The sequence below is a fragment of the Spiroplasma endosymbiont of Lasioglossum villosulum genome (assembly GCF_964020195.1).
In the GTDB taxonomy this organism is placed as follows: domain Bacteria; phylum Bacillota_I; class Bacilli_A; order Mycoplasmatales; family VBWQ01; genus Spiroplasma_E; species Spiroplasma_E ixodetis_A.
The window spans coordinates 230,408-251,979 of record NZ_OZ026539.1 but is presented as its reverse complement, the minus strand read 5'-3'; the positions used below and the strand labels follow the sequence as shown (position 1 = coordinate 251,979).

At 22.9% G+C, this 21,572-nt stretch carries 27 protein-coding genes, 1 tRNA gene and 1 pseudogene; 9 read left to right on the top strand and 20 right to left on the bottom strand.

Annotation, left to right across the window (positions count from 1 at the left end; all coding sequences use genetic code 4):
* Positions 1-3: 3 nt before the first annotated feature.
* Genes AACK81_RS01460 through AACK81_RS01420 form a run of 9 tightly spaced genes read right to left on the bottom strand, consistent with a single transcriptional unit; the run spans position 4 to position 2,376 of the window.
* Positions 4-249 (bottom strand): hypothetical protein, encoded by a 246-nt coding sequence (locus AACK81_RS01460; RefSeq protein WP_338960331.1) that lies wholly within the window; start codon positions 247-249, stop codon positions 4-6.
* A complete protein-coding gene (locus AACK81_RS01455) occupies positions 249-383 on the bottom strand; it encodes a hypothetical protein (protein WP_338956809.1) in 135 nt (44 codons plus the stop codon). Before AACK81_RS01455 ends, AACK81_RS01460 begins: the two co-directional genes overlap by 1 nt.
* Positions 376-759, bottom strand: coding sequence for a hypothetical protein (locus tag AACK81_RS01450; RefSeq protein WP_338960333.1), 384 nt, complete (start codon positions 757-759; stop codon positions 376-378). Before AACK81_RS01450 ends, AACK81_RS01455 begins: the two co-directional genes overlap by 8 nt.
* A 20-nt stretch (positions 760-779) precedes the next feature.
* Positions 780-932 carry a hypothetical protein gene (locus AACK81_RS01445; protein WP_338957299.1) on the bottom strand — a complete coding sequence of 51 codons (153 nt, stop codon included), beginning with the start codon at positions 930-932 and terminating at the stop codon, positions 780-782.
* Between the two features lie 3 nt (positions 933-935).
* Positions 936-1,229, bottom strand: coding sequence for a hypothetical protein (locus AACK81_RS01440; RefSeq protein ID WP_338960335.1), 294 nt, complete (start codon positions 1,227-1,229; stop codon positions 936-938).
* On the bottom strand, positions 1,219-1,656 hold the full coding sequence (locus AACK81_RS01435; RefSeq protein ID WP_338961908.1) for a hypothetical protein: 438 nt from the start codon (positions 1,654-1,656) through the stop codon (positions 1,219-1,221). The genes AACK81_RS01440 and AACK81_RS01435 overlap by 11 nt, the downstream gene beginning before the upstream one ends.
* Position 1,657: 1 nt before the next feature.
* A complete protein-coding gene (locus AACK81_RS01430) occupies positions 1,658-1,819 on the bottom strand; it encodes a hypothetical protein (RefSeq protein WP_338960339.1) in 162 nt (53 codons plus the stop codon).
* On the bottom strand, positions 1,812-1,982 hold the full coding sequence (locus AACK81_RS01425; protein ID WP_338960340.1) for a hypothetical protein: 171 nt from the start codon (positions 1,980-1,982) through the stop codon (positions 1,812-1,814). Before AACK81_RS01425 ends, AACK81_RS01430 begins: the two co-directional genes overlap by 8 nt.
* Complete coding sequence (locus AACK81_RS01420; protein WP_338961906.1) at positions 1,954-2,376, bottom strand: hypothetical protein; 423 nt, start codon at positions 2,374-2,376, stop codon at positions 1,954-1,956. The genes AACK81_RS01425 and AACK81_RS01420 overlap by 29 nt, the downstream gene beginning before the upstream one ends.
* An 856-nt stretch (positions 2,377-3,232) precedes the next feature.
* Between AACK81_RS01420 and AACK81_RS01415 the strand changes: the two genes are divergently transcribed.
* Positions 3,233-3,541: a hypothetical protein gene (locus tag AACK81_RS01415; protein ID WP_338961904.1), complete on the top strand. Its 309-nt coding sequence runs from the start codon at positions 3,233-3,235 to the stop codon at positions 3,539-3,541.
* A gap of 72 nt (positions 3,542-3,613) precedes the next feature.
* Here AACK81_RS01415 and AACK81_RS01410 read toward each other — a convergent pair whose 3' ends face one another.
* From AACK81_RS01410 to AACK81_RS01395, 4 genes are all read right to left on the bottom strand, one after another.
* The gene (locus AACK81_RS01410) at positions 3,614-5,437 is read right to left on the bottom strand and encodes an MATE family efflux transporter (protein ID WP_338961903.1); all 1,824 of its coding nucleotides are present in this window, start codon (positions 5,435-5,437) and stop codon (positions 3,614-3,616) included.
* Positions 5,438-5,570: 133 nt separating this feature from the next.
* The gene (locus tag AACK81_RS01405) at positions 5,571-6,983 is read right to left on the bottom strand and encodes an ABC transporter permease (RefSeq protein WP_338961901.1); all 1,413 of its coding nucleotides are present in this window, start codon (positions 6,981-6,983) and stop codon (positions 5,571-5,573) included.
* Positions 6,983-8,071 carry an ABC transporter ATP-binding protein gene (locus tag AACK81_RS01400; RefSeq protein WP_338961899.1) on the bottom strand — a complete coding sequence of 363 codons (1,089 nt, stop codon included), beginning with the start codon at positions 8,069-8,071 and terminating at the stop codon, positions 6,983-6,985. The genes AACK81_RS01405 and AACK81_RS01400 overlap by 1 nt, the downstream gene beginning before the upstream one ends.
* Positions 8,072-8,373: 302 nt before the next feature.
* A tRNA-Ile gene (locus tag AACK81_RS01395) sits at positions 8,374-8,450 on the bottom strand.
* A 178-nt stretch (positions 8,451-8,628) separates the two neighbouring features.
* Here AACK81_RS01395 and AACK81_RS01390 point away from each other — a divergent pair.
* The 3 genes from AACK81_RS01390 to AACK81_RS01380 all read left to right on the top strand — a co-directional run bounded on the left by AACK81_RS01390 (position 8,629) and on the right by AACK81_RS01380 (position 10,251).
* Positions 8,629-9,579, top strand: a complete 951-nt coding sequence (locus AACK81_RS01390; RefSeq protein WP_338960236.1) for an IS30 family transposase — start codon at positions 8,629-8,631, stop codon at positions 9,577-9,579.
* A gap of 129 nt (positions 9,580-9,708) precedes the next feature.
* Positions 9,709-9,870, top strand: a complete 162-nt coding sequence (locus AACK81_RS01385) for a hypothetical protein (RefSeq protein ID WP_252319474.1) — start codon at positions 9,709-9,711, stop codon at positions 9,868-9,870.
* A gap of 123 nt (positions 9,871-9,993) precedes the next feature.
* Positions 9,994-10,251: a hypothetical protein gene (locus AACK81_RS01380; RefSeq protein WP_338961898.1), complete on the top strand. Its 258-nt coding sequence runs from the start codon at positions 9,994-9,996 to the stop codon at positions 10,249-10,251.
* Positions 10,252-10,784: 533 nt separating this feature from the next.
* Here AACK81_RS01380 and AACK81_RS01375 read toward each other — a convergent pair.
* The 3 genes from AACK81_RS01375 to rplM form a co-directional block, all read right to left on the bottom strand.
* Positions 10,785-11,843, bottom strand: coding sequence for a hypothetical protein (locus AACK81_RS01375; protein WP_338961896.1), 1,059 nt, complete (start codon positions 11,841-11,843; stop codon positions 10,785-10,787).
* A gap of 303 nt (positions 11,844-12,146) precedes the next feature.
* On the bottom strand, positions 12,147-12,554 hold the full coding sequence (rpsI, locus tag AACK81_RS01370) for a 30S ribosomal protein S9 (RefSeq protein WP_281748548.1): 408 nt from the start codon (positions 12,552-12,554) through the stop codon (positions 12,147-12,149).
* 6 nt (positions 12,555-12,560) lie between these two features.
* Positions 12,561-13,001, bottom strand: coding sequence for a 50S ribosomal protein L13 (gene rplM / locus AACK81_RS01365; RefSeq protein WP_252319876.1), 441 nt, complete (start codon positions 12,999-13,001; stop codon positions 12,561-12,563).
* Positions 13,002-13,350: 349 nt separating this feature from the next.
* Between rplM and AACK81_RS01360 the strand changes: the two genes are divergently transcribed.
* The 4 genes from AACK81_RS01360 to AACK81_RS01345 all read left to right on the top strand — a co-directional run bounded on the left by AACK81_RS01360 (position 13,351) and on the right by AACK81_RS01345 (position 17,168).
* The gene (locus AACK81_RS01360; RefSeq protein WP_338961894.1) at positions 13,351-14,760 is read left to right on the top strand and encodes an SGNH/GDSL hydrolase family protein; all 1,410 of its coding nucleotides are present in this window, start codon (positions 13,351-13,353) and stop codon (positions 14,758-14,760) included.
* A gap of 328 nt (positions 14,761-15,088) precedes the next feature.
* On the top strand, positions 15,089-15,814 hold the full coding sequence (locus tag AACK81_RS01355) for a BspA family leucine-rich repeat surface protein (RefSeq protein ID WP_338961893.1): 726 nt from the start codon (positions 15,089-15,091) through the stop codon (positions 15,812-15,814).
* 413 nt (positions 15,815-16,227) lie between these two features.
* Positions 16,228-16,839 carry a 30S ribosomal protein S4 gene (rpsD, locus tag AACK81_RS01350; protein ID WP_338961891.1) on the top strand — a complete coding sequence of 204 codons (612 nt, stop codon included), beginning with the start codon at positions 16,228-16,230 and terminating at the stop codon, positions 16,837-16,839.
* Between the two features lie 29 nt (positions 16,840-16,868).
* The gene (locus tag AACK81_RS01345) at positions 16,869-17,168 is read left to right on the top strand and encodes a hypothetical protein (RefSeq protein WP_338961890.1); all 300 of its coding nucleotides are present in this window, start codon (positions 16,869-16,871) and stop codon (positions 17,166-17,168) included.
* A gap of 64 nt (positions 17,169-17,232) precedes the next feature.
* Here AACK81_RS01345 and AACK81_RS01340 read toward each other — a convergent pair whose 3' ends face one another.
* Positions 17,233-17,781 carry a hypothetical protein gene (locus tag AACK81_RS01340; RefSeq protein WP_338961889.1) on the bottom strand — a complete coding sequence of 183 codons (549 nt, stop codon included), beginning with the start codon at positions 17,779-17,781 and terminating at the stop codon, positions 17,233-17,235.
* Positions 17,747-18,109: a hypothetical protein gene (locus AACK81_RS01335; RefSeq protein ID WP_338961888.1), complete on the bottom strand. Its 363-nt coding sequence runs from the start codon at positions 18,107-18,109 to the stop codon at positions 17,747-17,749. Before AACK81_RS01335 ends, AACK81_RS01340 begins: the two co-directional genes overlap by 35 nt.
* Before the next feature lie 266 nt (positions 18,110-18,375).
* Here AACK81_RS01335 and AACK81_RS08845 point away from each other — a divergent pair.
* Positions 18,376-19,583 (top strand): annotated as a pseudogene (locus tag AACK81_RS08845) (ISNCY family transposase).
* 152 nt (positions 19,584-19,735) lie between these two features.
* Here AACK81_RS08845 and AACK81_RS01320 read toward each other — a convergent pair.
* Together AACK81_RS01320 and AACK81_RS01315 are read right to left on the bottom strand one after the other, a co-directional pair.
* Positions 19,736-20,155 carry a hypothetical protein gene (locus AACK81_RS01320; RefSeq protein ID WP_338960498.1) on the bottom strand — a complete coding sequence of 140 codons (420 nt, stop codon included), beginning with the start codon at positions 20,153-20,155 and terminating at the stop codon, positions 19,736-19,738.
* A 326-nt stretch (positions 20,156-20,481) separates the two neighbouring features.
* Positions 20,482-21,558, bottom strand: coding sequence for a hypothetical protein (locus tag AACK81_RS01315; protein WP_338961885.1), 1,077 nt, complete (start codon positions 21,556-21,558; stop codon positions 20,482-20,484).
* Between the last annotated feature and the right edge of the window lie 14 nt (positions 21,559-21,572).

Sequence of the window (21,572 nt, the reverse complement as noted above, 5' to 3'; positions counted from 1 at the left end):
TTTCTATTCTCCTTTAATTTCTAATTTTTTAACTGTTACTTTAATTCAACCTTGATAAAAATCATTATCACCAACTATTAATGCAACATTACTTTCTGGGTCAGAAACAATTATGTGTTTGGATTTAACATTTGGGTATTGTCTTAAAATAATTGCTCTAATATCATTACTTGTATGAATTTCTTTTGGAAATGGTGATAATATTTCAATTTCATCTTTATTTTCAAACAAAGTAGGTAATATTATCATTAGTCAAATTCACCTCTTTCAAGTCTTATAATTCAGTTTTCTAACTCATAAAGTTTGGATGAATATTCTATTAATGAATTATTTAATAAATCTATTCTTTCTTTCATAGAAATAATTAATTTTTCTTTATTCATAATCAAATTCACCAATTTCAATATTTTTGTTTTTTATTTTAATTAAAAAATCTTTTAAACATATTTTTTCTCATATATAAAATTCTATTTGTTTAAAATATTTAACATTAGATATTTCATTTGTAAGTCATGTTATTCGTTCTTCTAAATCTTTAATTAATTTTTCTTTATTAATACAATTTTTATGTCTTGATTTATTAATTTCATCAACTTTAATTCTATTTTCTTTACAATATGCTCTTCCATATTCATCAAATTGCTCATCTGTCATATTTTCACATTGTCTTTGTCTTTGTTCATTTTTAATTTCATCATAATATGGTTCATGAATAAATTTTTCAAATGTTATTGTTTCAGTTCATGTACATCTATTCATTATTTATTCTCCTTATTTGATTATTTTTTTTCTAAATTTTTTGCAATTGAATTTAATAATTTTAAAACTTTATATTCATTTTTTAATTCTTTAATAATAAATATTAAAAATATTATTAGTGTTATACTTGTTATTAATATTGGTACTATTAATAAAATTTTTCATAATATCATTTTTTACTCTTTTCATTTTTTAAATCATTTAACATTAATTGAACAAAATGCACGATTTTTAGGAATATTTAAAGTATTAAAAATTTGACCAGTTACTAAAATTTCATCATTTTTGTTTAATAAAATACAGCGTCTATAAAATTTTGGGTTGTTAAAAATTAAAGTAACATAGTTTAAACCATTTCATTGACCACGAACACTATAATATAATTCTTTATTAACTTTTTCGTAATATTTTGCTTCAATAGTGTTACTCAGTTTTACTTTTAATTTGACATAATTTTCTTTATCTTTCATTTTTAGAATTCCTTAAATAGTATTGAATATGTTTATATGCATCTTGTTCATGTTTTGTTAATTTTATATTTCCTTTATAATTTTCTATTTTAGTTTTATTTTTTGGTTCACTTTCTAAATAATCTCAATTCATAACATCTTCTACTAATACCATTAATGCACCAATAATTTTAGGTGTTGCTAATGGATTAGTTAATAATTGTTTTGAACTTAAAAAGAAATTTTCTACAATAATTAATATTTTTTGATTAATAAATTGTTTTTGAATTAATTGAAAATATTCTTTATACATATTTTTACTTTCTAAAACTGTTTTAGTTTTAAATATTTCATTAAAAATAATATTATTAGTTTCATTTGAATATATAACAATTCCATTATTACCAATACCAGCGGGGTCAATCCCAATAATTAATTCATATTGCATATTAATCAAATTCTCTGCATTGTATTTTATTAATTAAAATTTTAATAATATCAATTGAACCTTTTAATTTATTTAAATAATATATGTCTTTTTCTTTATTATATTGTTCTATATCACTATCTAAAATTAAATTTAATCAACTAATTAATTTTTCTTTATCCATATTTATACCTCCTACTTAACCTAATATTTAAAATACAGTCATAACAAATTGCTTTACCATTTTTATCTCTTAAAAAATATTTTCTTGTTTTTATATCATTAGTATTAAAGAATAAATAATCTAATTTATTTTGTTTACATGTTCAACAAAAATACTTTTTCATTATGATTTGAAATTTCCTTATAAGAAGTAACTATATAATTAATTGGTAAATCATCATGTTTATATGGATTATTTATTTTAAAACCTTTTCTGTTTTCTTCTCACGTAATGTTATATTTAAAACAAGGATTAGTAATTTTAGTTTTGTTATCTGTTATTTCACCGATAAATCAACTATTATGCTGTTCATAAAATTTTAATGGTTCAAGTTTTATATCATTAAGATAATATTCTTTTGGAGCAGTTGGTTTATTAACAGTTATTTTTTGGTCTTTAATATATGGTTCTAATAATTTTATTAATTCATTACCACTTAATTCTCTTTTAATATTTTCTAAATTAAAAACTCAATATGTATATTTATCATCAGCAATAAAACTATTATTTTTAACCATTCATTTTGGACATTGTAATTTATATTCACCATAATCAATAAGAATAGATTGTGGTCTATCTTTAACAATTTGTTCTTTTTTAAATTATATTTGCATAATAATCCTTTCCTAATATGTTCTGTTGCTTCTAGCATAAAGAACATATATTTTGATTTTTAGATTATTAATAATACTACTATTCGTTTTATTCATTCCATGAAAACTGGGCTCAAAAATAAATTATGAAATTTTAAAAAAATAAAAAATAAAACCAACACTTGCTCACTGGGGAGTGGCAAGGTTGGTTAAATAAAGAATAGAATTAATACAATAGGTCCCTACAACAGGTCTATATATACTAGTTTCCAATTCGCTCCCACCCCAAGAATTACCATTAATGGTTAGTATATTTTATTAGGTATCACTCCACTTTTTATTTATCCATGCAAGTCCACATACTAGCTACTATTTTTAACAACTGTGTTGTAGTTCACTTTTTTAGTTCCCTAACACGTGTTGATAATAGCGTTAAAGACGGTTATTAATTATTAACTTCTCCTACTTGGTCACTGCGTGTAGTAGATATTTAAAGGATGTTAATAATAAAAATTTTAAAATTTTACAATTACAAAAAAAGACAAGATTATTTCTTGTCTTTTTCCTTGTTAATAATTTTTATTTTATCTTTTAAATGTATATTTTTTAAAATACGTCGAATATAAATTTAAATTTAAGGGTAAAAGAGAATTTAATTTGTCTATCATCATTTTTAAATGGTAATTTTGGAAATAAGTTACTAATATGATAATTAATTATTTCGTAACTTTGACAACCGCCCCAGCAAGAAAAAGAAACAATTGTCGAAGTCAATGAACAAATGGTTGAACAATTTGAATCAGAAATATTTCAACTTAATGAAAAAATTTGTGATTTGGAAAATCAATTATTATCTAACAGTAGTGATGAAGGTTTTAATTCAAAATCCACATCAACAGATTCTTTAAATTCAGATATTTCAGTACCTCTAAAAATGCAACCAAAACTACAAATATCTAACCCCATTAATAAACAAAAAGAAAAGAACATCCCTTGAGAACAAACACTACGTAAATATGAAAATGATATTCCAACAAAAAATTATAAGCAAAGAATAAAGCCAAGTAATTCAAGAATAGTAAAATTTTAAAAATTAAACATATTTAAATAAACGCCTTTTATGGCGTTTATTTAAATTATATATTAAAGAAATTTTCAATCTTTAAAAATTAGCAATATCAACTTTATCTTTTGCTTTTGGTATATCAATTACTGGTGGAGATTCTGGATATACTTTATTCATACTACTTGCTAAATTTCTTACTCATTTACCACGATGATAAATAAATAAAGCAATAATCATCTTAAGAACATCACAAGAACGCATAATAGCATAAATATAAACAATATCTAAAGGACTATACTGTACCTCAATAAATAAAATTAATATTGAAAAACACCAAGTAAAACAACTATCAACAAGTAAAACAGTAATTGCTAAGCCACCAGCACGAAATGCATAAATACAAGTATACAAAATAGTATAAGCACTAAAAACTATAGCATCAACACGCATCATTCAACTAGAAATTCGTAAGGCTTCTGTTGTTGCATTAAATAATAATTGTGGTAAAAAAAATGAAGATAAAACTAATAAGCCAGCAAAAAATAATGATACAAAAAAGCCTAACCTAATTAAATGTTTAGCATTATATTTAGCACCAATCAAATCATCGGCACCTAAACGATTGGCAATTAACACCGAAGAAGCAATACCAAATCCAATATATAAAGTATAGAACATGGTATTAATCGTGGAAGCAATTGCCGAACCACTTAATGCTTCAAAGCTTCATTGCGAAATTAATCTAATAATCATTGTCGTAGCAACTGCAAATAATAAATCATTTAACATTAATGGCCATGTTTTAATTATAATTTTTTTAAATAAATCACCCCTAATCTTAAACATTTTCAAAACTTTTGGTTGAAATTCATATTTCTTTCATATAATAAAACCACTAATTAATGCCAACTGAGCAATTCTCGCTGTTAAAGTAGCAACTGCTGAACCTCGTGCTCCAATTCCTGTAACTGCACCAATACCATTAATTAATAATAAATTTAATAAAAAGTTAATAAATACTGAAACAAAAGTTAATATTAATGGAATATAACCACGTTTTGTTTCGCGAAATACTGAAACAAAAGCAAAGTTTATTCCTAATAATGGATAAGAAAAAACAATTCATTGATTATAATCAATACCTTGTGCTGTTGCTAAAGATGCTGAATGAAATTCATAATAACGTAAAATAATTTGTACAAATTGGGGATCATTTTTATCAATATTATGAATATTCATAAAATCAATAAGTGAATTTTCACTAAAAGGATGATTAAAATTTAAAATGTCCTTTAACTCATTAATATCATTAAGAGTTAATCCTTTAGCAGCACATAATTGATTAAATTTATCCAATGCACTACTAGGACTAGTAGTATAAGAAATTAAATATTCGCCTACTGTATAAGATAAAATAATAACTATTACTCCAATTAAAAATCCAAAAATAATTCTCATTCTTACTGTTTGTCTTAAAGAACCATATCTTCCAGCTCCATAAAATTGAGCACCAAAAATACTAACACCGTTGATAAAACCTCCCATAACGGCATAAATAATAACAAAAATTTGATTAGAAGCAGTAACTCCCGAAACAGCAATTTGTCCTGCTGAATATTGCAAATGATAAAAATGTTCTAAACCATTATCTTTTCATCAACTTCAATTATCTCAAAGTCCTAATGAATTAAAAATATCCCTAATATGATTATTCATTGGCTTTAAATCACTAATAAAACTATCCTTTAATTCTCCAACCATAATATTATCTAGTAAATTCATTGATGCTGATAATATTTGTTGCAATACTGCTGGAATAATAATCATTAATGCTAATAAATATCATTTTTTAGTAGCAAAAAAATTACTAATTTTATGTGGATTTGCTCTATTATTAATTTTAAATCCACTAATTTTCATAATTTCACCCTTATCATTAATTTGCTCTATATTATAATAATAATTTTACATCATTTAAATAATGAGGTTTGAAATTTAATATATAAAAAATCAACATCTTTGATGTTGATTTTTTATAAAAGATACTAAACTACTAAGTAAAATCTCTACGATTAAATACTAATCATGAAGAACAAAATAAACCAATACCAATCAAAACATAGACAGTCAATAAAACTGGAAAATTAAGAATTTTACTATTAGTTGCTTTATTGGTATCAACTTGATAATTTGTGTTAACTTTATTAAAACTAACTAAATAAGGATCTGCTGTCATAGCATACTCCCCTGGATAAGAAAAGATTGAACCTTGTTTAGTCGATATTCCATCTCAAATATATTTTAATTGATAAAAAATATTTAAATAACGCATTGCTTTAACTTGTGATGTCTTAGTATTAAGAGCATCATATTGTGATTGAGAAAGAGATGTATTTAAATTCGTAATCATAAGATTTACTGAATAATCAACATCATTGCTACCAACACCATTTGATCTTTTGAGATCAAGGTTATCAAGTCCAACTTTTTTACCTGTCATTAATTCTTCAAAACTTTGTTCTTTTCATTGACGAAAAGCATTACTAATATTGTAAATATGAGTAACTAAGTCTTTAGGAGCATCAGTAGTTGGTGGAGTAATAGTACTACCATTCTTAATTGCTAATACTATTGTTTGTTCTTTTTGATAATCATAATTATTTGGATACTTAACTTCTTTAATATATGTATCGTAAATACTAAACATAGCCTTTTGAATAGATTCAATAGTAGTTGTTGGGTGTTTTCTATATACATCATTAATTCAATCAATATCAGTTTTATCTAATTTAGCTTTTACATTATTATAAACTGCTAATGACTGTGAAACAACATAATATGTAGGATCAAATGTTACTAAACCATTAATTAATGTCGCAAAAATATTGAATAAAGCAGCCATTCCAATCATAATTGCAACTAAAGCCTTAGCATTTAAAATTAATGAAAATAAAATAGCAATTGAAGAAATAATTAAATCAAAAATAATAGCAACACCAAATAAAATTCATAAATAAGGAAATACCGCACTATAAATAGTTGAACTACCAATGCCAGGAATAGTAATGACAAAACTAGCAATAAAAATAGATAAAAATAAATATAAAATAATTACCACTTGTAAAGATAATAACTTTTCAGTCCAAATTTTAGTTCTACTAACTGGTTTTGATACTAAAATCAATAAAGTACCATCATCAATTTCATCACGAAAAACTTGTGTTGCTTTAACTGAAATAAATACAAAAATCATAATTGATAAAAGTACCGAGAATGATAATACTTTTCATTGTGGTACATAAAAATTTAATGCTTGATCATAAGTTAATTGTTTTATTGCTTCAGAACCCACAAATAACGAAATTAAAGACCAAGATAAAGCAAGAAAAATTAAAGTTATAATAAAAATAATTCAAGTTGAAGGAGTAGCAATCATCTTTTTAAAAGTATAACGAAATATTGGCATTATTTTTCTCCCTTCTTATTTTTATCATTGGCTTCCATAACAATTCGTTCATACATTGTTTGTAAATCAACAGTATATGGTTTTAAATAAGTAATGATAATATTAGCATTTAAAGCAATTGCTAATACTGCTGCAACTTGTGCCTCAGTTTTAATATTTACCAATAAACGATTTTCATTAACATCTACTAAAAATTTTTTATCTATTAATAACTTCATTAATTTATTATTATCATTATTAGAACTTATTTCATATAATGAATCAGTTTTATTAACCAATCCTGTATAAACAACTTTACTATAATTTAAAACAGTAACTTCATCAGCTAAATTTTGTAATTCAGATAAAATATGTGATGAAATAAAAACAGTTTTACCTTGCTCACGAAGTTTTCTTAAATCATTAAACAATTCTGTTCTCGCTGTTGGATCAAGATTAGCGGCTGGTTCATCTAAAATTAAGACATCTGGATTATTTAATAGTGATTGTGCTAATAACACCTTTTTCTTCATACCCGAAGAATAAGCATTAGGATTACGTTTTTTAAACTTTCATAAATCTAATTCCTTTAAAATCATTTCTGTCTTTTCCTTAGCAACTTTATATTTCAAACCGCTAATTTGTCCCATTGAAATTAAATAATCATAAGTAGTAATTCGTTTAGGAAATCTTGCAGCTTCTGGAATATAACCAACTTGTTTTTTTGCTTCAACTGTTCATGAACGCTTACCATGAATAATTAAATCACCGTGTGTTTCAACCATAGCGCTAATTAAACATTTAATAGTAGTGGTTTTGCCTGATCCATTTGGACCAATAAAACCATGAATAGTACCTTTTTTAACTTTAATAATAGCATTATCAACAGCTTTAATTTTTTTAAACTGTTTAGTAAAATCACGAATTAAAATTGCATATTGAGCATCTTCAGGATTAACTATTACATTACGGTTATAATGATTACGTCAGTTTTTAAAATATGATTTAATAAAATTTAGAAATTTATGTTTTTCTTTTGATTTAGCATTAACATCATCTTCAACTAAAGAACTATTAATAACTGGTTTTAATATTTCTTGTTTTTTCATACTCATTCTCCTAACTACTTAAATATAATAATTACTATATGATTAATATACTTAATACTGATATATTATATATTAATTTATAATTCAAAAATAAAAAAATTAATAATATAAAAAATACTAAAAAAGAATAACAATTACTAAAAACCTATCACTAATTAAAATATCTGATTAATGATAGGTTTTTAATATAACTTTTTATATTCTTAATAAATCAATTGATTTATATCTTTATTATAATTTCAATTTGATTTAAATAATAAAAAAAATAAACAAAACTGTTTATTTCATAATTTCACATATAATGGTGGGACTAAATGGACTTGAACCATCGACCTCACGCTTATCAAGCGTGCGCTCTAACCAGCTGAGCTATAGTCCCAAAAAGAGCAACAGAGATATTATATATTTGTTCAAGCACGATTGCAATATATAATAACAATATTTTATTTAATTGCTGAGTTATACTTGTAAGTGCAAGTAAATAAAATTGCAAAAAATTCTCATATAAAAATTTCATAATGCTAAATTTAGTTTAGAAAAAAGTAAGGAGTTTTTATATGAGTTATAAACATCTTGGCATAGATGAAAGGATTTATATTGAGAATCAATTGAAATTTAAATTTAAAATTAGTGAAATAGCTAAAAATCTTAATCGAAGTATTAGTACTATTATTCGAGAAATTAATAGAAATAAAGATAATAATCATTATTTTTCATTAATTGCACAAAATAAAGCTGAAAATCGAAAACAATCACATATTAGTTTTCATAAGTTTAAAAATAAGAATTTAGTAAAATATGTACAACAAAAATTACTATTAGGTTGATCACCTGAACAAATTTATGGCAGAATTAAAAATTTTCATAAAGAGTGAGTTATTAGTTTTAAAACAATTTATACTTGAATTTATTTTGGAATGCTTGATAAAGTTACTAGTAAAAATTTAAGAAGAAAAGGTAAAAAACGAAAATCTAAAGAAAATCGTGGCAAGTTTAATGGTAAATCAATTAAAGAACGAGATATAAATGTTAATGATCGTATAACACTTGGTCATTGAGAAGGAGATACTATAGTATCATCACGAGGTAAAAGCAAATCATGTTTAATAACTTTAGTTGAAAGAGTATCACGATTTACTTTAGCAATATTAGTTAAAAACAGAACTACTAAAGTTATTAATAAAAATGTTAGTTATTATTTATCAATTCTTCCTAAAAACATTGTTAAAACTATTACTTTTGATCGTGGCAAAGAATTTTCAAATTGACAACAACTTGAAAAAAATTTAGATATAAAAATTTATTTTGCCAATCCATATTCACCTTGACAAAGAGGTACTAATGAAAATACTAATGGTTTAATTAGAGAAAAATTTCCTAAAAAATTTATTTTTTCAAAAACTAATAAAAATGAAGTTCATAAATTTATATTGTCTTTAAACCAAAGACCAAGAAAAATACTAAATTATCTTTCACCAATCGAATATTTGGATAGAAAAATAATTTAGTTGCACTTACCTTTACAATTTAGCAATTTTTATTTAATATTCTTATAATAAAAATTTATATTTTTAAAAGTAAAAAAAATTTTTGTATAATTTATTCATACAAGGTTTTTTATTAAGAGGGGATTGAGAATGACAAAGATTAAAATACATATCTTAAAAATTGAAAAATGAAATCAAAATTTAGGAAAAGAAGCAACACTAAATGATGATGATATAAAAGATATAAATGAGAATGAGAATATAGAAAAAATTAATGATGATATTATTGCAAAATCACCTACGTTTTCATAATCATATTTTTATTGTATATTTATTAAAATTTTTTAATAAAAAATACTAAATATTAATTAAGTAAAATGATATAATTTATATATAATTTACTTGTTAAATTATATAAGTTTGAGAGGTAAAAAAATGAATGGCAATAAAAATGAAATGAAAATAAAACTCAAAGAAATTTATTTATTAAAATATAAAACAAATCAAAGTGATGACATAAAATATAAAGCATTTGAAACATTACAATTAGCAACACTATTTCATCTAAGTTTTAAAGAAATAGTAACAAAATTTGGATACCCTAATCGCGAAATTATTCACTATGAAATTATTGTAATACCATTTAATTTAGATGCAAGTAGAATATTGAATCAAATTAATAAATCAAAATAATATTAAGAAAATATTCAAATATTTTCTTAATATTATTTGCAATCACGGTTTTAATTATAATTACTGGTCTATACTTAATTTGATTTAGTAACTTTTATTTTAAATTCAATAATAATGAACAATGCCATTCAAATTTTAAAGATGGATATACAATGTTAAAACATTTTGGTTTAAGTTATAGTATTAGCACTTCAGCAAGTTCTTTCTGTAATTTAAGTCATTTTCCTGATAATTACTATCCTTGAATTCAATTACAAATTGGAGTTATTTTTTGTATAATTATCACTCCAATCTTACTATATACAGTATTTCTATTCATAGTAATTATTTTTGTTTTTAAAATAAGAGAAAAAAATAATAATTTTTGAGATGCAATCGAAAATTGTAAAATAATTAATAATTACTATGTTCATTAATTTTTATTAATATACTTTATCTTATTAATATTTTAAAAATGAAACTTAATTTTGCTAAGGTTTGTTTTAACTAAATATTCTATAAACATTATAATGTTTTTTATTTTTTTAATAATTTTATTTTATTCTTTTAAAAAATAACTTCCCTTGATAATTTTGATTAGTTTTATCATTATAATTTTTGCTTCCAATATATAAATTATTATCTACAGGTAATAAACTCACTACAACACCATAATCTTTATTTCAACCAAATACTTCAGTAAAAGTAATACCACCATCAGATGACTTATATAATCCACCTTTAAAAAATTTATTATCAATAACTTGAACTCTACTTCCAACATATAAATCATTATTAACAACAGCTAAACTTCAAATCTCACCATAATTTTTATTATTTTTTCAACCAATAGTTTCTGTTATTTTTTCTCCTTTAAGAGAAAGTTTAAATAGTCTACTTTCATATAGTTGATTTCTACTTCCAACATATAAATTATTACCAAAAACTATTAAACTCCAAACTTCACCATTATTTTGATTTCATTTTTTTAACAATTCTAATATTCCATTAGGTTTAAATATTAATAAATTTCCAGTATATGTACCAGTTTTAGTACCAATATACAAATCATTATCAATAACCGCTAAACTTCTAACTTCACCATATGTTTCAATTCAATCCTTAATTTCTGATACTTTTCTATTAGATTCAATCATAAATAACTTACCATAACAATCAGAAGTTCTTGTTCCAACATATACATTATTGCCCATAACTACTAAACTATAAACTTCTCCTGTTATTTCTGATATTTGTGTCAAAATATTTTGTTCAGGAGAATATCTAAAAAGTCCATTAGCAAAAGTTGCTACATAAACAGTTCCATCATTAGTAACAACTAAACTAGAAATATAACCATTAATACCAGTAATTGGTGTTATTATTTTATCTTTTGTATTACTTGCATTATCTTTAATTTTATATACACCATTACTAGTTCCGACATATAAATCATTTTTTATATTTAATAAAGTTGATATTGCACCATAAGATTCAGGTCAATTAAAAATATTTAATTTTTCTTGATATACCCCCTCATTTTGAACTAATATTTCAGAAATTGCTATAATACCCCCGATTAATCCACCAGCCAAAACTGTCCCACCAACCATTCCTACAATAACTCTTTTCTTTTTCTTCTAATTTCTTTTGGCATAAATTAAAATCTCTCCTTAATTTTATTAAATTTTTGTAAATTAATTTTACATTATTCTTAAAACAAATTATTGATATTCTTATTTTACACATATATAGTGTTTATAATAAAAACACCTCCAATTTATCTAAAGAAATACAAATTAAAAAAAGAAAGTTATTTAAATAAAAAAATAAATTATAAGCAAAAATAATATATAAAATTCTAGTAATACTATAAAAATAATAAAAAAAGAGTCTGAGACTCTTTTTTTATTATATTAACGTTTTGAAAATTGTGGTGCTTTTCTGGCTGCTTTTAAACCATATTTTTTACGTTCTTTCTTACGTGCATCACGAGTTAATAATCCAAATTGTCTTAATAATGTTCGATAATCTTCTGACACCTTAACTAAAACATTAGATAAAGCTAAACGTGCTGCACCAGCTTGACCAGTTCTTCCACCACCTTCAACTTTGATATTAATTTCAAAGTTTTCTAACGTATTAGTTACTTTTAAAGGTAATAACATATCTTGAACTAAGATTTCTTGTTCTAAATATTTTAAAGGCTCAAAACCATTAATTAATATTTTTGATTGACCAGTATTTTTTAAATGAACACGGGCAGTTGACGTTTTACGTCCGCCTGAACTTGAATAAGTTACGGGTTTATTAGATGTTGTCATAAAAGTCTACTCCTCTTGGCCTAATATTAAAACTTCGGGGTTTTGGGCTTGATGTTGATGTTGATCATGGTTATAAACATGAAGATGTGTAAATTGCTTACGACCTAAGGTAGTATTTGGTAGCATACCTTTAATCGCTATTTCTACTAATTCAGAAGCATCTTTAGCAATCATACTTTGTGCATTACGTACACGTAATCCACCAGGATATTGTGAATGGTTATAATACTTCTTATCTTGTAATTTATTACCTGTTAATTTAATTTTGTTTGCATTAATAATAATGATATAATCTCCACAATCTAAATGTGGTGTAAATGAAGGTTTATTTTTACCACGCAATATCATTGCAACTTTAGTTGCAAGACGTCCTAAAATTAAACCACTGGCATCAATAACATATCACTTTTTTTCAATGTTACTGAAATTCATTGTTGTTTGACGCATTTTTTTCTCCTTACAGTGTAATTTTTACCGGGACTACATTGCTTAAAGCATTAATAATTATATAGAAACTTATTTAAAAAAACAAGTATTATCAAAGATTTAATAATTATTTTTACACAAAATTATCGATTACAAAATAAATAATTAAAAGTTATAACTAACTCTTATAAAAATATTTATTTTTTAAAAATATAGTATTATTTTCTAAAAATAATTACATTAAACATTTTTTTATTATATATTATTTTTTTCAATTATAAACTTAAATTAAAAAATATATACCAAAATATATCATTATTTAAACAATAAATTAAAAACTAAAAATAAATTAAAAGGAGAATAAATAACTATGAAAAATTTAATAAAACTAATGACAACATGTTCTTTATTAATGACAAACATAATCTCAACATTAAGTAATGCAAATCATAATACAAGTAATTTTCAAAATAATTTTTATACTTTAGGAGACAGTTTATCAGATGTAGGAGCATTGGTTGGTGCAGGAAGTCAATTTTTTCAAAATATTCCCCTCCCAGAGGAACTTATGAAATCTCATGATGTACAATTAAAACCTCCTTATTATCAAAATCGATCTTGATGTAATGGCCCTGTTGCAACCGAATTAATTAGTAAAAAATTAAAACAAAAAGTTACAGCTGGATGAGACTTTATAGCATTAAATGGTCAACATTTTTCACAAATAGGTACTAACTACGCTGTTGGTGGAACATTTATAGAAAAAGTTTATGGTCTTGAAGGTTTATTTTTAAATAAATTTTCACTTGATGAGCAAATAAAATCATTAATAAAACAACATAGTGATTTTTATAATGATGATTTAGTTTTTATAAACATTGGAACTAATGATTTAATGTGAATAATTGATCATAACATTACTGATATTGATAATGCTATTAATAAAATTATTAATAAACTTGATGAAGATTTAACAGAATTAATTAATAAAAATATTAAAAAAATAGTTATAACAAATATTGCTGATATGGGATTAATTCCTAACTATAAAGAAACTATTAATCAACAACCAATGACAAATCTTGTAAATAAATTTAACTTAAAATTAACTGAAGAAATTAAAAAAGCAAATAAAAACTTTGAAAAAACAAATATTAAAGAGTATGATGTTTTTTCAAAATTTAATAAACTATTTGAACAATTCAAAAATAGAGGAAGTCAATACCAAGATTCAAATGCTACTAAAATTGATATAAATACTCTTAGAAAAAATGGAATATTACAACCTCAATATGTTTCTGGTGCAAACTCACAAAATATTGATAATTACTTTTTTTTAGATCAATTTCATCCAACAAAATGAGTTCAAGAACAAATTGCTAATGATTTATACAAATTTTTATACAAATTTTTATACAAATTTAATAATAAAAATCTATTTGAAGTAGATTATCGTCCTGCTGCACATGATTGAATAAAAGTAAAAATTAGTTATGATAACTTTTTACATATCCAAAATATCTATAATACTGAAAAACAAGAAAATTTTAAACAATTATTTTTTAAAATTATCAATAAATTTGCAAAAGAAGACGATACTGGATTGGGTGGTAGTATAAGTCAAGATGATATTTATACAACAATAAAAGTTATTATTGATCATTTTCAAGAAATAAATAATTTTTTTAAAAGACTACCAGAAGATCAAGGAATAAGGCTTGTTACAAATAGAATTGGTTCATGAGATAAAAATGATAGTATGGGTGTTTTTAGTCAATAAATAAAAAATGGTATTAAAAATAAATAATTAAAAAATTTTAATCAAGTTTACTCATAATAATTAACATTAAATATTTTTTATTGTATATTAATTTTTTCACATATAAACTTTAATTAAGATTTATCAAAACTATATTGCTTATCTTTAATATCATAATTATGAACTTAAATAAAAATATTATTATAAATTAAAAGTAAATATTTTTAAATAAATCTTAAGATAATAATAAAAAACTATATAAATTCATAAATATAAGTTTAAAATAATAAGTCTATCAATTATATTTATCTAAAAAATATTAAAAGTAATAAAAAGGGGGGTTTTATTAATGAGAACATTATTAAAAACATATAAAATACTACAAAATACAATTTACGTTGATAGTAATGGAGAAGAGCAAACAACTAGTAAAATAGACTTATCAGATATAAAAACTACTGAAATTGTTCAAATTGGATTTTATGAAAATAAAATTGGAGAAATTCAAGTTGTTAAAATGCTAAGAATAATTGAAAAAGTACCTGACAAACTACCATCAGAAATAACATCATTGCAAGAAATGTTTTCTGGTACCTCAAAATTCAACCAAGACATTTCAAACTGAGACACTTCAAAAGTGACAAATATGACATCAATGTTTTCTCTTACACAATCATTCAATCAAAATATTTCAAAATGAAATGTTTCAAATGTAACAACTATGCATAATATGTTTGGTGGTGCTTCAAAATTCAATCAAGATCTTTCAAACTGAAATACTTCTAATGTAACAAATATTAGTTACATGTTTTACTATGCAAAATACTTTAATGGAAATATTTCAAAATGAAATACTTCTAAAGTAACAGATATGAGTTACATGTTTTGTAATGCTCTTGAATTTGATAAAGATCTTTCAAAATGAAATGTAGAAAAAGTAATAGACATGCGTAGTATGTTTGCTGGTGCCGAAAAATTTAATCAAGATCTTTCAGATTGAGATACTTCTAATGTAAAAGATATGAATTTTATGTTCTATGATGCAAAAAAATTTAATCAAGATCTTTCGCTTTAAAAAGTAGAAAAAGTAATAGAATATATTGATTTTTTCTGGAATTCAGGAGTAACTGATATCAAAAAATGCCAAAATTCAATAACTAACTTTTTAAGTTAAATCCTAAATTTTATTATATAAATTTAAATTATTTTTTAAAAAAAATAATAACTAAAATTTAATGATATTTAATTGTAAAAATAATATTTGACAAATAACATTACTTATCCTATAATTAACAAGCATTCACGAAAGCAGCAAATAAGTATTATTAAGTTGCAAATAGTTTACCCTCAAAGATTATTCTTTTTATTAGTAGAATTTTCTATTAATCTTAATAGTAACCAGTGCTGTTCTGGCGAATTGTAAACTATCTTAATGAGAACTTATTAAAGTCTCTTTGTGTTTGTATACATTCCAAGGAGGTTTTTATTATGTCAAGATATACTGGTCCAGTTTTTAGAAAATCAAGAAGATTAAACTTCTCAATTCTTGAATCTGGTAAAGAATTTGCAAAAGGAAAAAAGCGAACATTCGCTCCTGGACAACACGGTCAAAAAAGAATTAAACTTTCTAACTATGGATTACAATTACAAGAAAAACAAAAAATTCGTTTCACTTATGGTTTAAATGCTCGTCAAATGAAAAATTTATTTGATGAATCAAAAAAAACTCATGGTGTTACTGGTACTAACTTGTTGGTATTCTTAGAATCAAGATTAGATAATATTGTTTTTCGTTTAGGTTTATCTTTAACAAGAAAAGGTGCTCGTCAATTAGTAAATCATGGTCATGTTTTAGTTAATGGTAAAAAAGTTAATATTCCTTCATATCGTGTTAAAATAGGAGATAAAATTACTATTACTGAAAAAGCACAAAAAAATGTAAAAATTATTGAAGCATTAAGCGCTAATGCTTCAACATTACCATTTATTGAATTCAATAAAAAAACATTTATTGGTACATATGTACGTCATCCACTACGTGACGAACTAAATACTGATATTAATGAAGCATTAGTTGTTGAATCATATGGACGTGCTTAAAATTAATAATTAATTTTTCTCCTACTACTATGTCAATTAAATTAAATGATATAATGTTAATTAGAGATGAGGAAAGGAAAAATAAAAAGAAATATTTAATTTTATGAATAGCTATAATTCCTTTAATTTTTAGTAGCGTATTTTCATTTTTTACTAAAAATTATTATGACAATATTTTACTAATATCAATACTAACGATATCTTATTTAATTTATATAGGTTTTTTAATCGTTAGTACTTATGGATTTATTAAGATAAAAGACAAAAAAGAAATTAATAATAAACAAGTAGAAAATACTATTGATTTAATAAAAAATAAAATATTGTAAAAGTTACCCTTTGGGGTAACTTTTACATGTTCTCTATAAATAATGATCTTAATATAAGTTCATACTATATAGCATTAAGAAAATTATTTGAACCATTACTATTATTAGGAATATGTTCTTGATTTGCTGCATCGATAAAATTTTGTTGTCTTATTGGACCATTTTCTAAAATTTGATTAATTCTTGTTTGCAAATCAGGATTATTAGGTTCTTTATATTTATTAGCGTTTTTCCAAATGCCAGAATTATTTTCTTCAATTCTATTTCTTATTTCTAATATACTTTTCTCTATATTTCTTAATTTCATAATTTTTCTACTTTCATCTTCATCTTTAATAGCCGTTGATGCTGCAGAAATTAGCTTAGTAATATCACTATAAGTTGACATATAAAAAGGAGTACCAGCAATAATATAACCTGCATTTTTTTCTGCATTATAAATTTTCTCTTCAACTTTTAAATAATTAATGATAATATTAATATTTTCGTTGATACTTTCTTCTTTTGCATTTGGACCATTTTCTAAAATTTGATTAATTCTTGTTTGCAAATCAGGATTATTAGGTTCTTTATATTTATTAGCGTTTTTTTCATCTTGAATTTGGTGCTTCAATTTCTTCTTTTCTAGTAACTAATTCTTTATATATTTCTTCTAATTTTTTAAACTTTTCTAATTCATCAACATTATTAAGAACATTTACTATTTCTTTTTCTTTTAATAGTTGGATATTAATTCGATGTTGAAGTGACATATAAAAAGGAGTATAGGAAACAGAATATCCTGCTTTACTTTCTGCATTATAAATTTTCTCTTCAACTTCTATATAGTCATTAATATTATTAATTAATTTACCTATATTTATTCTGAAATTATCAATCATATTTTTCTTATATTCTTTAGGTGTGTTTTCTAATGTTTTTCTTAATAAATCATCTAACATATTCTTTATCTTCCTTTGCTTATTAAAATTAACTTAATAAAAATCCTAATATAGAAAATATCTATATTAGGAAAGAACATTTATTAAATTACTAAGTAATAATATCATATTTTTTTTAAAACACAAAGAAAAAATACTACTCTGTCATTATTTAGTGATAATTTCCTATTAGTTATCGAGTAAAAATTTCCCAAAAGTGAAGTTAAATATACTTGGTGATAAATATGGAAAGAAGTATGACTATGAAATAAAAATATAAATACAAAATTATAAATGATATTATTATTAATAAATTATCTAAACATCAAGCCAAGAATAAACTTAATCTAACTATTAGAAGAATTAACCAATTAATTCAAATTTTTAATAGAGAAGGTAAAGTTGATTTTATTCATAAATCTCGTAATAAAATTTCTAATAAGGCAACAAATTTTGAAATCAAAATTAAGATTATAAACTTGTATAAAACAAAATATTATAATTTTAATTTTCAACATTTTCATGAGAAATTAATTAATGAAGAAAAAATTAAGATTTCATATAACACACTTTATACTATATTAATTAAAAAAAAAATTACTTCACCAAAAAGACATAAAAATAAAAAAAATAACTTACATCCAACAAGAAATCGAAGAACAAATTTTGGTGAATTAATTCAAATGGACGCCAGTAATCATCATTGATTTGGTAACGATAAACCAAAATAATTTTTACATGCTGCAATTGATGATGCTACAGGAAATATTGTTGGACTATGATTTGATCATCAAGAAACATTAGATGGTTATTATAATATTTTTTATCAAATTTTAACTAATTATGGAATACCAAAAACATTTTATACCGATAATAGAACAGTTTTTGGATATAAGAAAAAAGTTGATGCAGGAAAAATAAATACAGAAAATGACACTTATACTCAATTTCAAAAGTCCTGTAATGATTTAGATGTTGTGAAATAATCAGAACTTCAATTCCGCAAGCTAAAGGTCGCGTTGAACGCTTATTTGGAACACTTCAAAGTCGTTTAATTAGTGAATTACGACTTAATAAAATTAGAAATTTAGAAGAAGCTAACAAATTTCTTAAAACATACATAAGTACTTTTAATAAACAATTTGCCTTTCCTATTGATGATACTAAATCTGCTATGGCTAAAGCTCCTACACAGGAAGAAATCAATATTTATCTTTCAAGATTTTCTAAAAGAAAAACAGATAGTGGTTCAACCATAACATATTATGGTAAAAAGTATTTTCCTTATAAAAATAACAAAGTTCAATACATACAACCTAGAACTGATGTAATTGTACTTAAATCATTTATTAATGAATTATATCTTAGTTACAATAATCAAATGTATGAACTAAAAGAAATAGCACAAAAACCAATTATAAAAGAAAATTTAATAAAAACTAAAAAAGTTTATATACCCAATAAAAATCATCCTTGAAGATATGGATATCAATAATTCTTAATTAAAATTAAAAATCTATTTTATAAGATATTTAATTTTATAAATACTAAACCATATAAAATTTTAAAACGTTTGCGTATGAGCAAATTTGGTGTTCTAAAATTGATTTTAAATATAAAAGAAATTGTAATTGCAATCTCTCGTTTTTACATTTGTGGTAAGTTTGATTTAGTCGGATTTATTAATAAATTATTTAAAGTTACATTATTAATTTTATTAACATCTATATTTATTTCACTATTTGATTTTCTTATATATAATTCTTTTACTTTTTTAATATTTCCAAAAAGTTCTTTTGATATTTTTATAAAAAAATCATTTTTTTCTTTAATTATTTTATTTTTATCAATTTTTCCAAAAGTAAATATTTTCAATATTGAATAACTAATTTTTTTAAATTTGCTAATCTTTTGTTTTTTTAAATTTTCATTAATATCAACAATAGTAGTTTGAGCTAAATTAACTCTATTACTAATAATTTCTGGAGTAAATTGATTTTTATTAATAATTATTTTTTTCAATTCTCTATTAATTCATTCATATTCTTCTTGTAAATTTTTATTCATTTTTTCATCCTTTCAAAATAAAAACTCATTTACTTTGAAATTAAAGCAATGAGTTAAAAACTTATATTAAACTTAATTAAATTATACAAAAAAAGTTCGCAAATCAAAATTTAAAGCTAAATTTTTAACGTTTATTTGGAATTCGTGTTTATATTTATTTAACACTGTAACTTTCCAAAATAATTTATTTTTTTATAAATATTTTTGGGAAATTTTCACTCGATATTGACAAGAAAAAATACTACTCCAGTTATAAATAAAATTAAATCCCTCAACTATTTTTTTATAAAAATATTGAAATAGAAAAAAATATTTTTTTATTTTTTTTAAAACGGATTATAAATATTTTTTAAATTTTGAATAATATGTTCTCTCACTATTACATCTTTAATTGAATTAGTAAAAGCAGAAATTTTAGGCTTTAAAAGATTATAACGACCCATATTTTGTGGAAGTGTAGTATCTATTATTGGCATATCTTTTAAATTATCATCGAATATTTGTACTACTTCCGAATATAAATTAAGTATATTAGCATAAGCATTAAAAACTGATACCATATAATTAACATCTAAAAAATTATCAACTCCATGTTGTTGCAAGAGATCTATAATTATTTTTTTATTAGCAATGATATCACCTGTTGATTCCATCTCTTTTAGAGCATTAGCAATTTTATCAGTTTCATCTACTCTTAATATACCTATCATTTTTAACTTTTCAACAGTACTGTAACATTCCTCATAAGTTGTATTATTTTTTAATTCATTTATACTTTGTTTTAATGTTTCACTATTTTGATATAAATCAATAACAGTGTTAATGTCTGTTACATTAACATTTAAAAAAGGAAGATTATTATCAATACTACTAAATATTTTATGAGTAACAGAAGTTGTCGGTATTTCATTTTTAATAACACCATAACTTAATGATTTATTACCGAAAACACTAGTACCCATCATAATAATTACGATACTACCTAAAATACTCATTCTAATAAAATTAATTAAAATTCCAGCTGTAGCATTTATTGCTTTGTGTTCAATTTTATTTTTATTAAAAAGTACAAAATATAAAATAATATAGATTATTCAAAATAAAATATTAATGCCAATAATTCAAACAATAGCATATATCAAAAATCCAATATTATCAGTTAATAAATTCTTAAATAAAGCAAAACTACCACTAAGGTCACTAAACCATGGTGATACCATATTTTTAAAAGAATTTATTAACATTGGTTTAAATGCCAACATTAAACCAATACTAAGTAAATTACCAGCACTAATAAATATTAATGCTCTTCCCCCAATAAAAAAACCAGTAACAATAGCAAAAATAATAATAACAAAAATAATAATATCCCATAATAATGGAGAAACATTAATAAATATCATATTTAAATACCCTT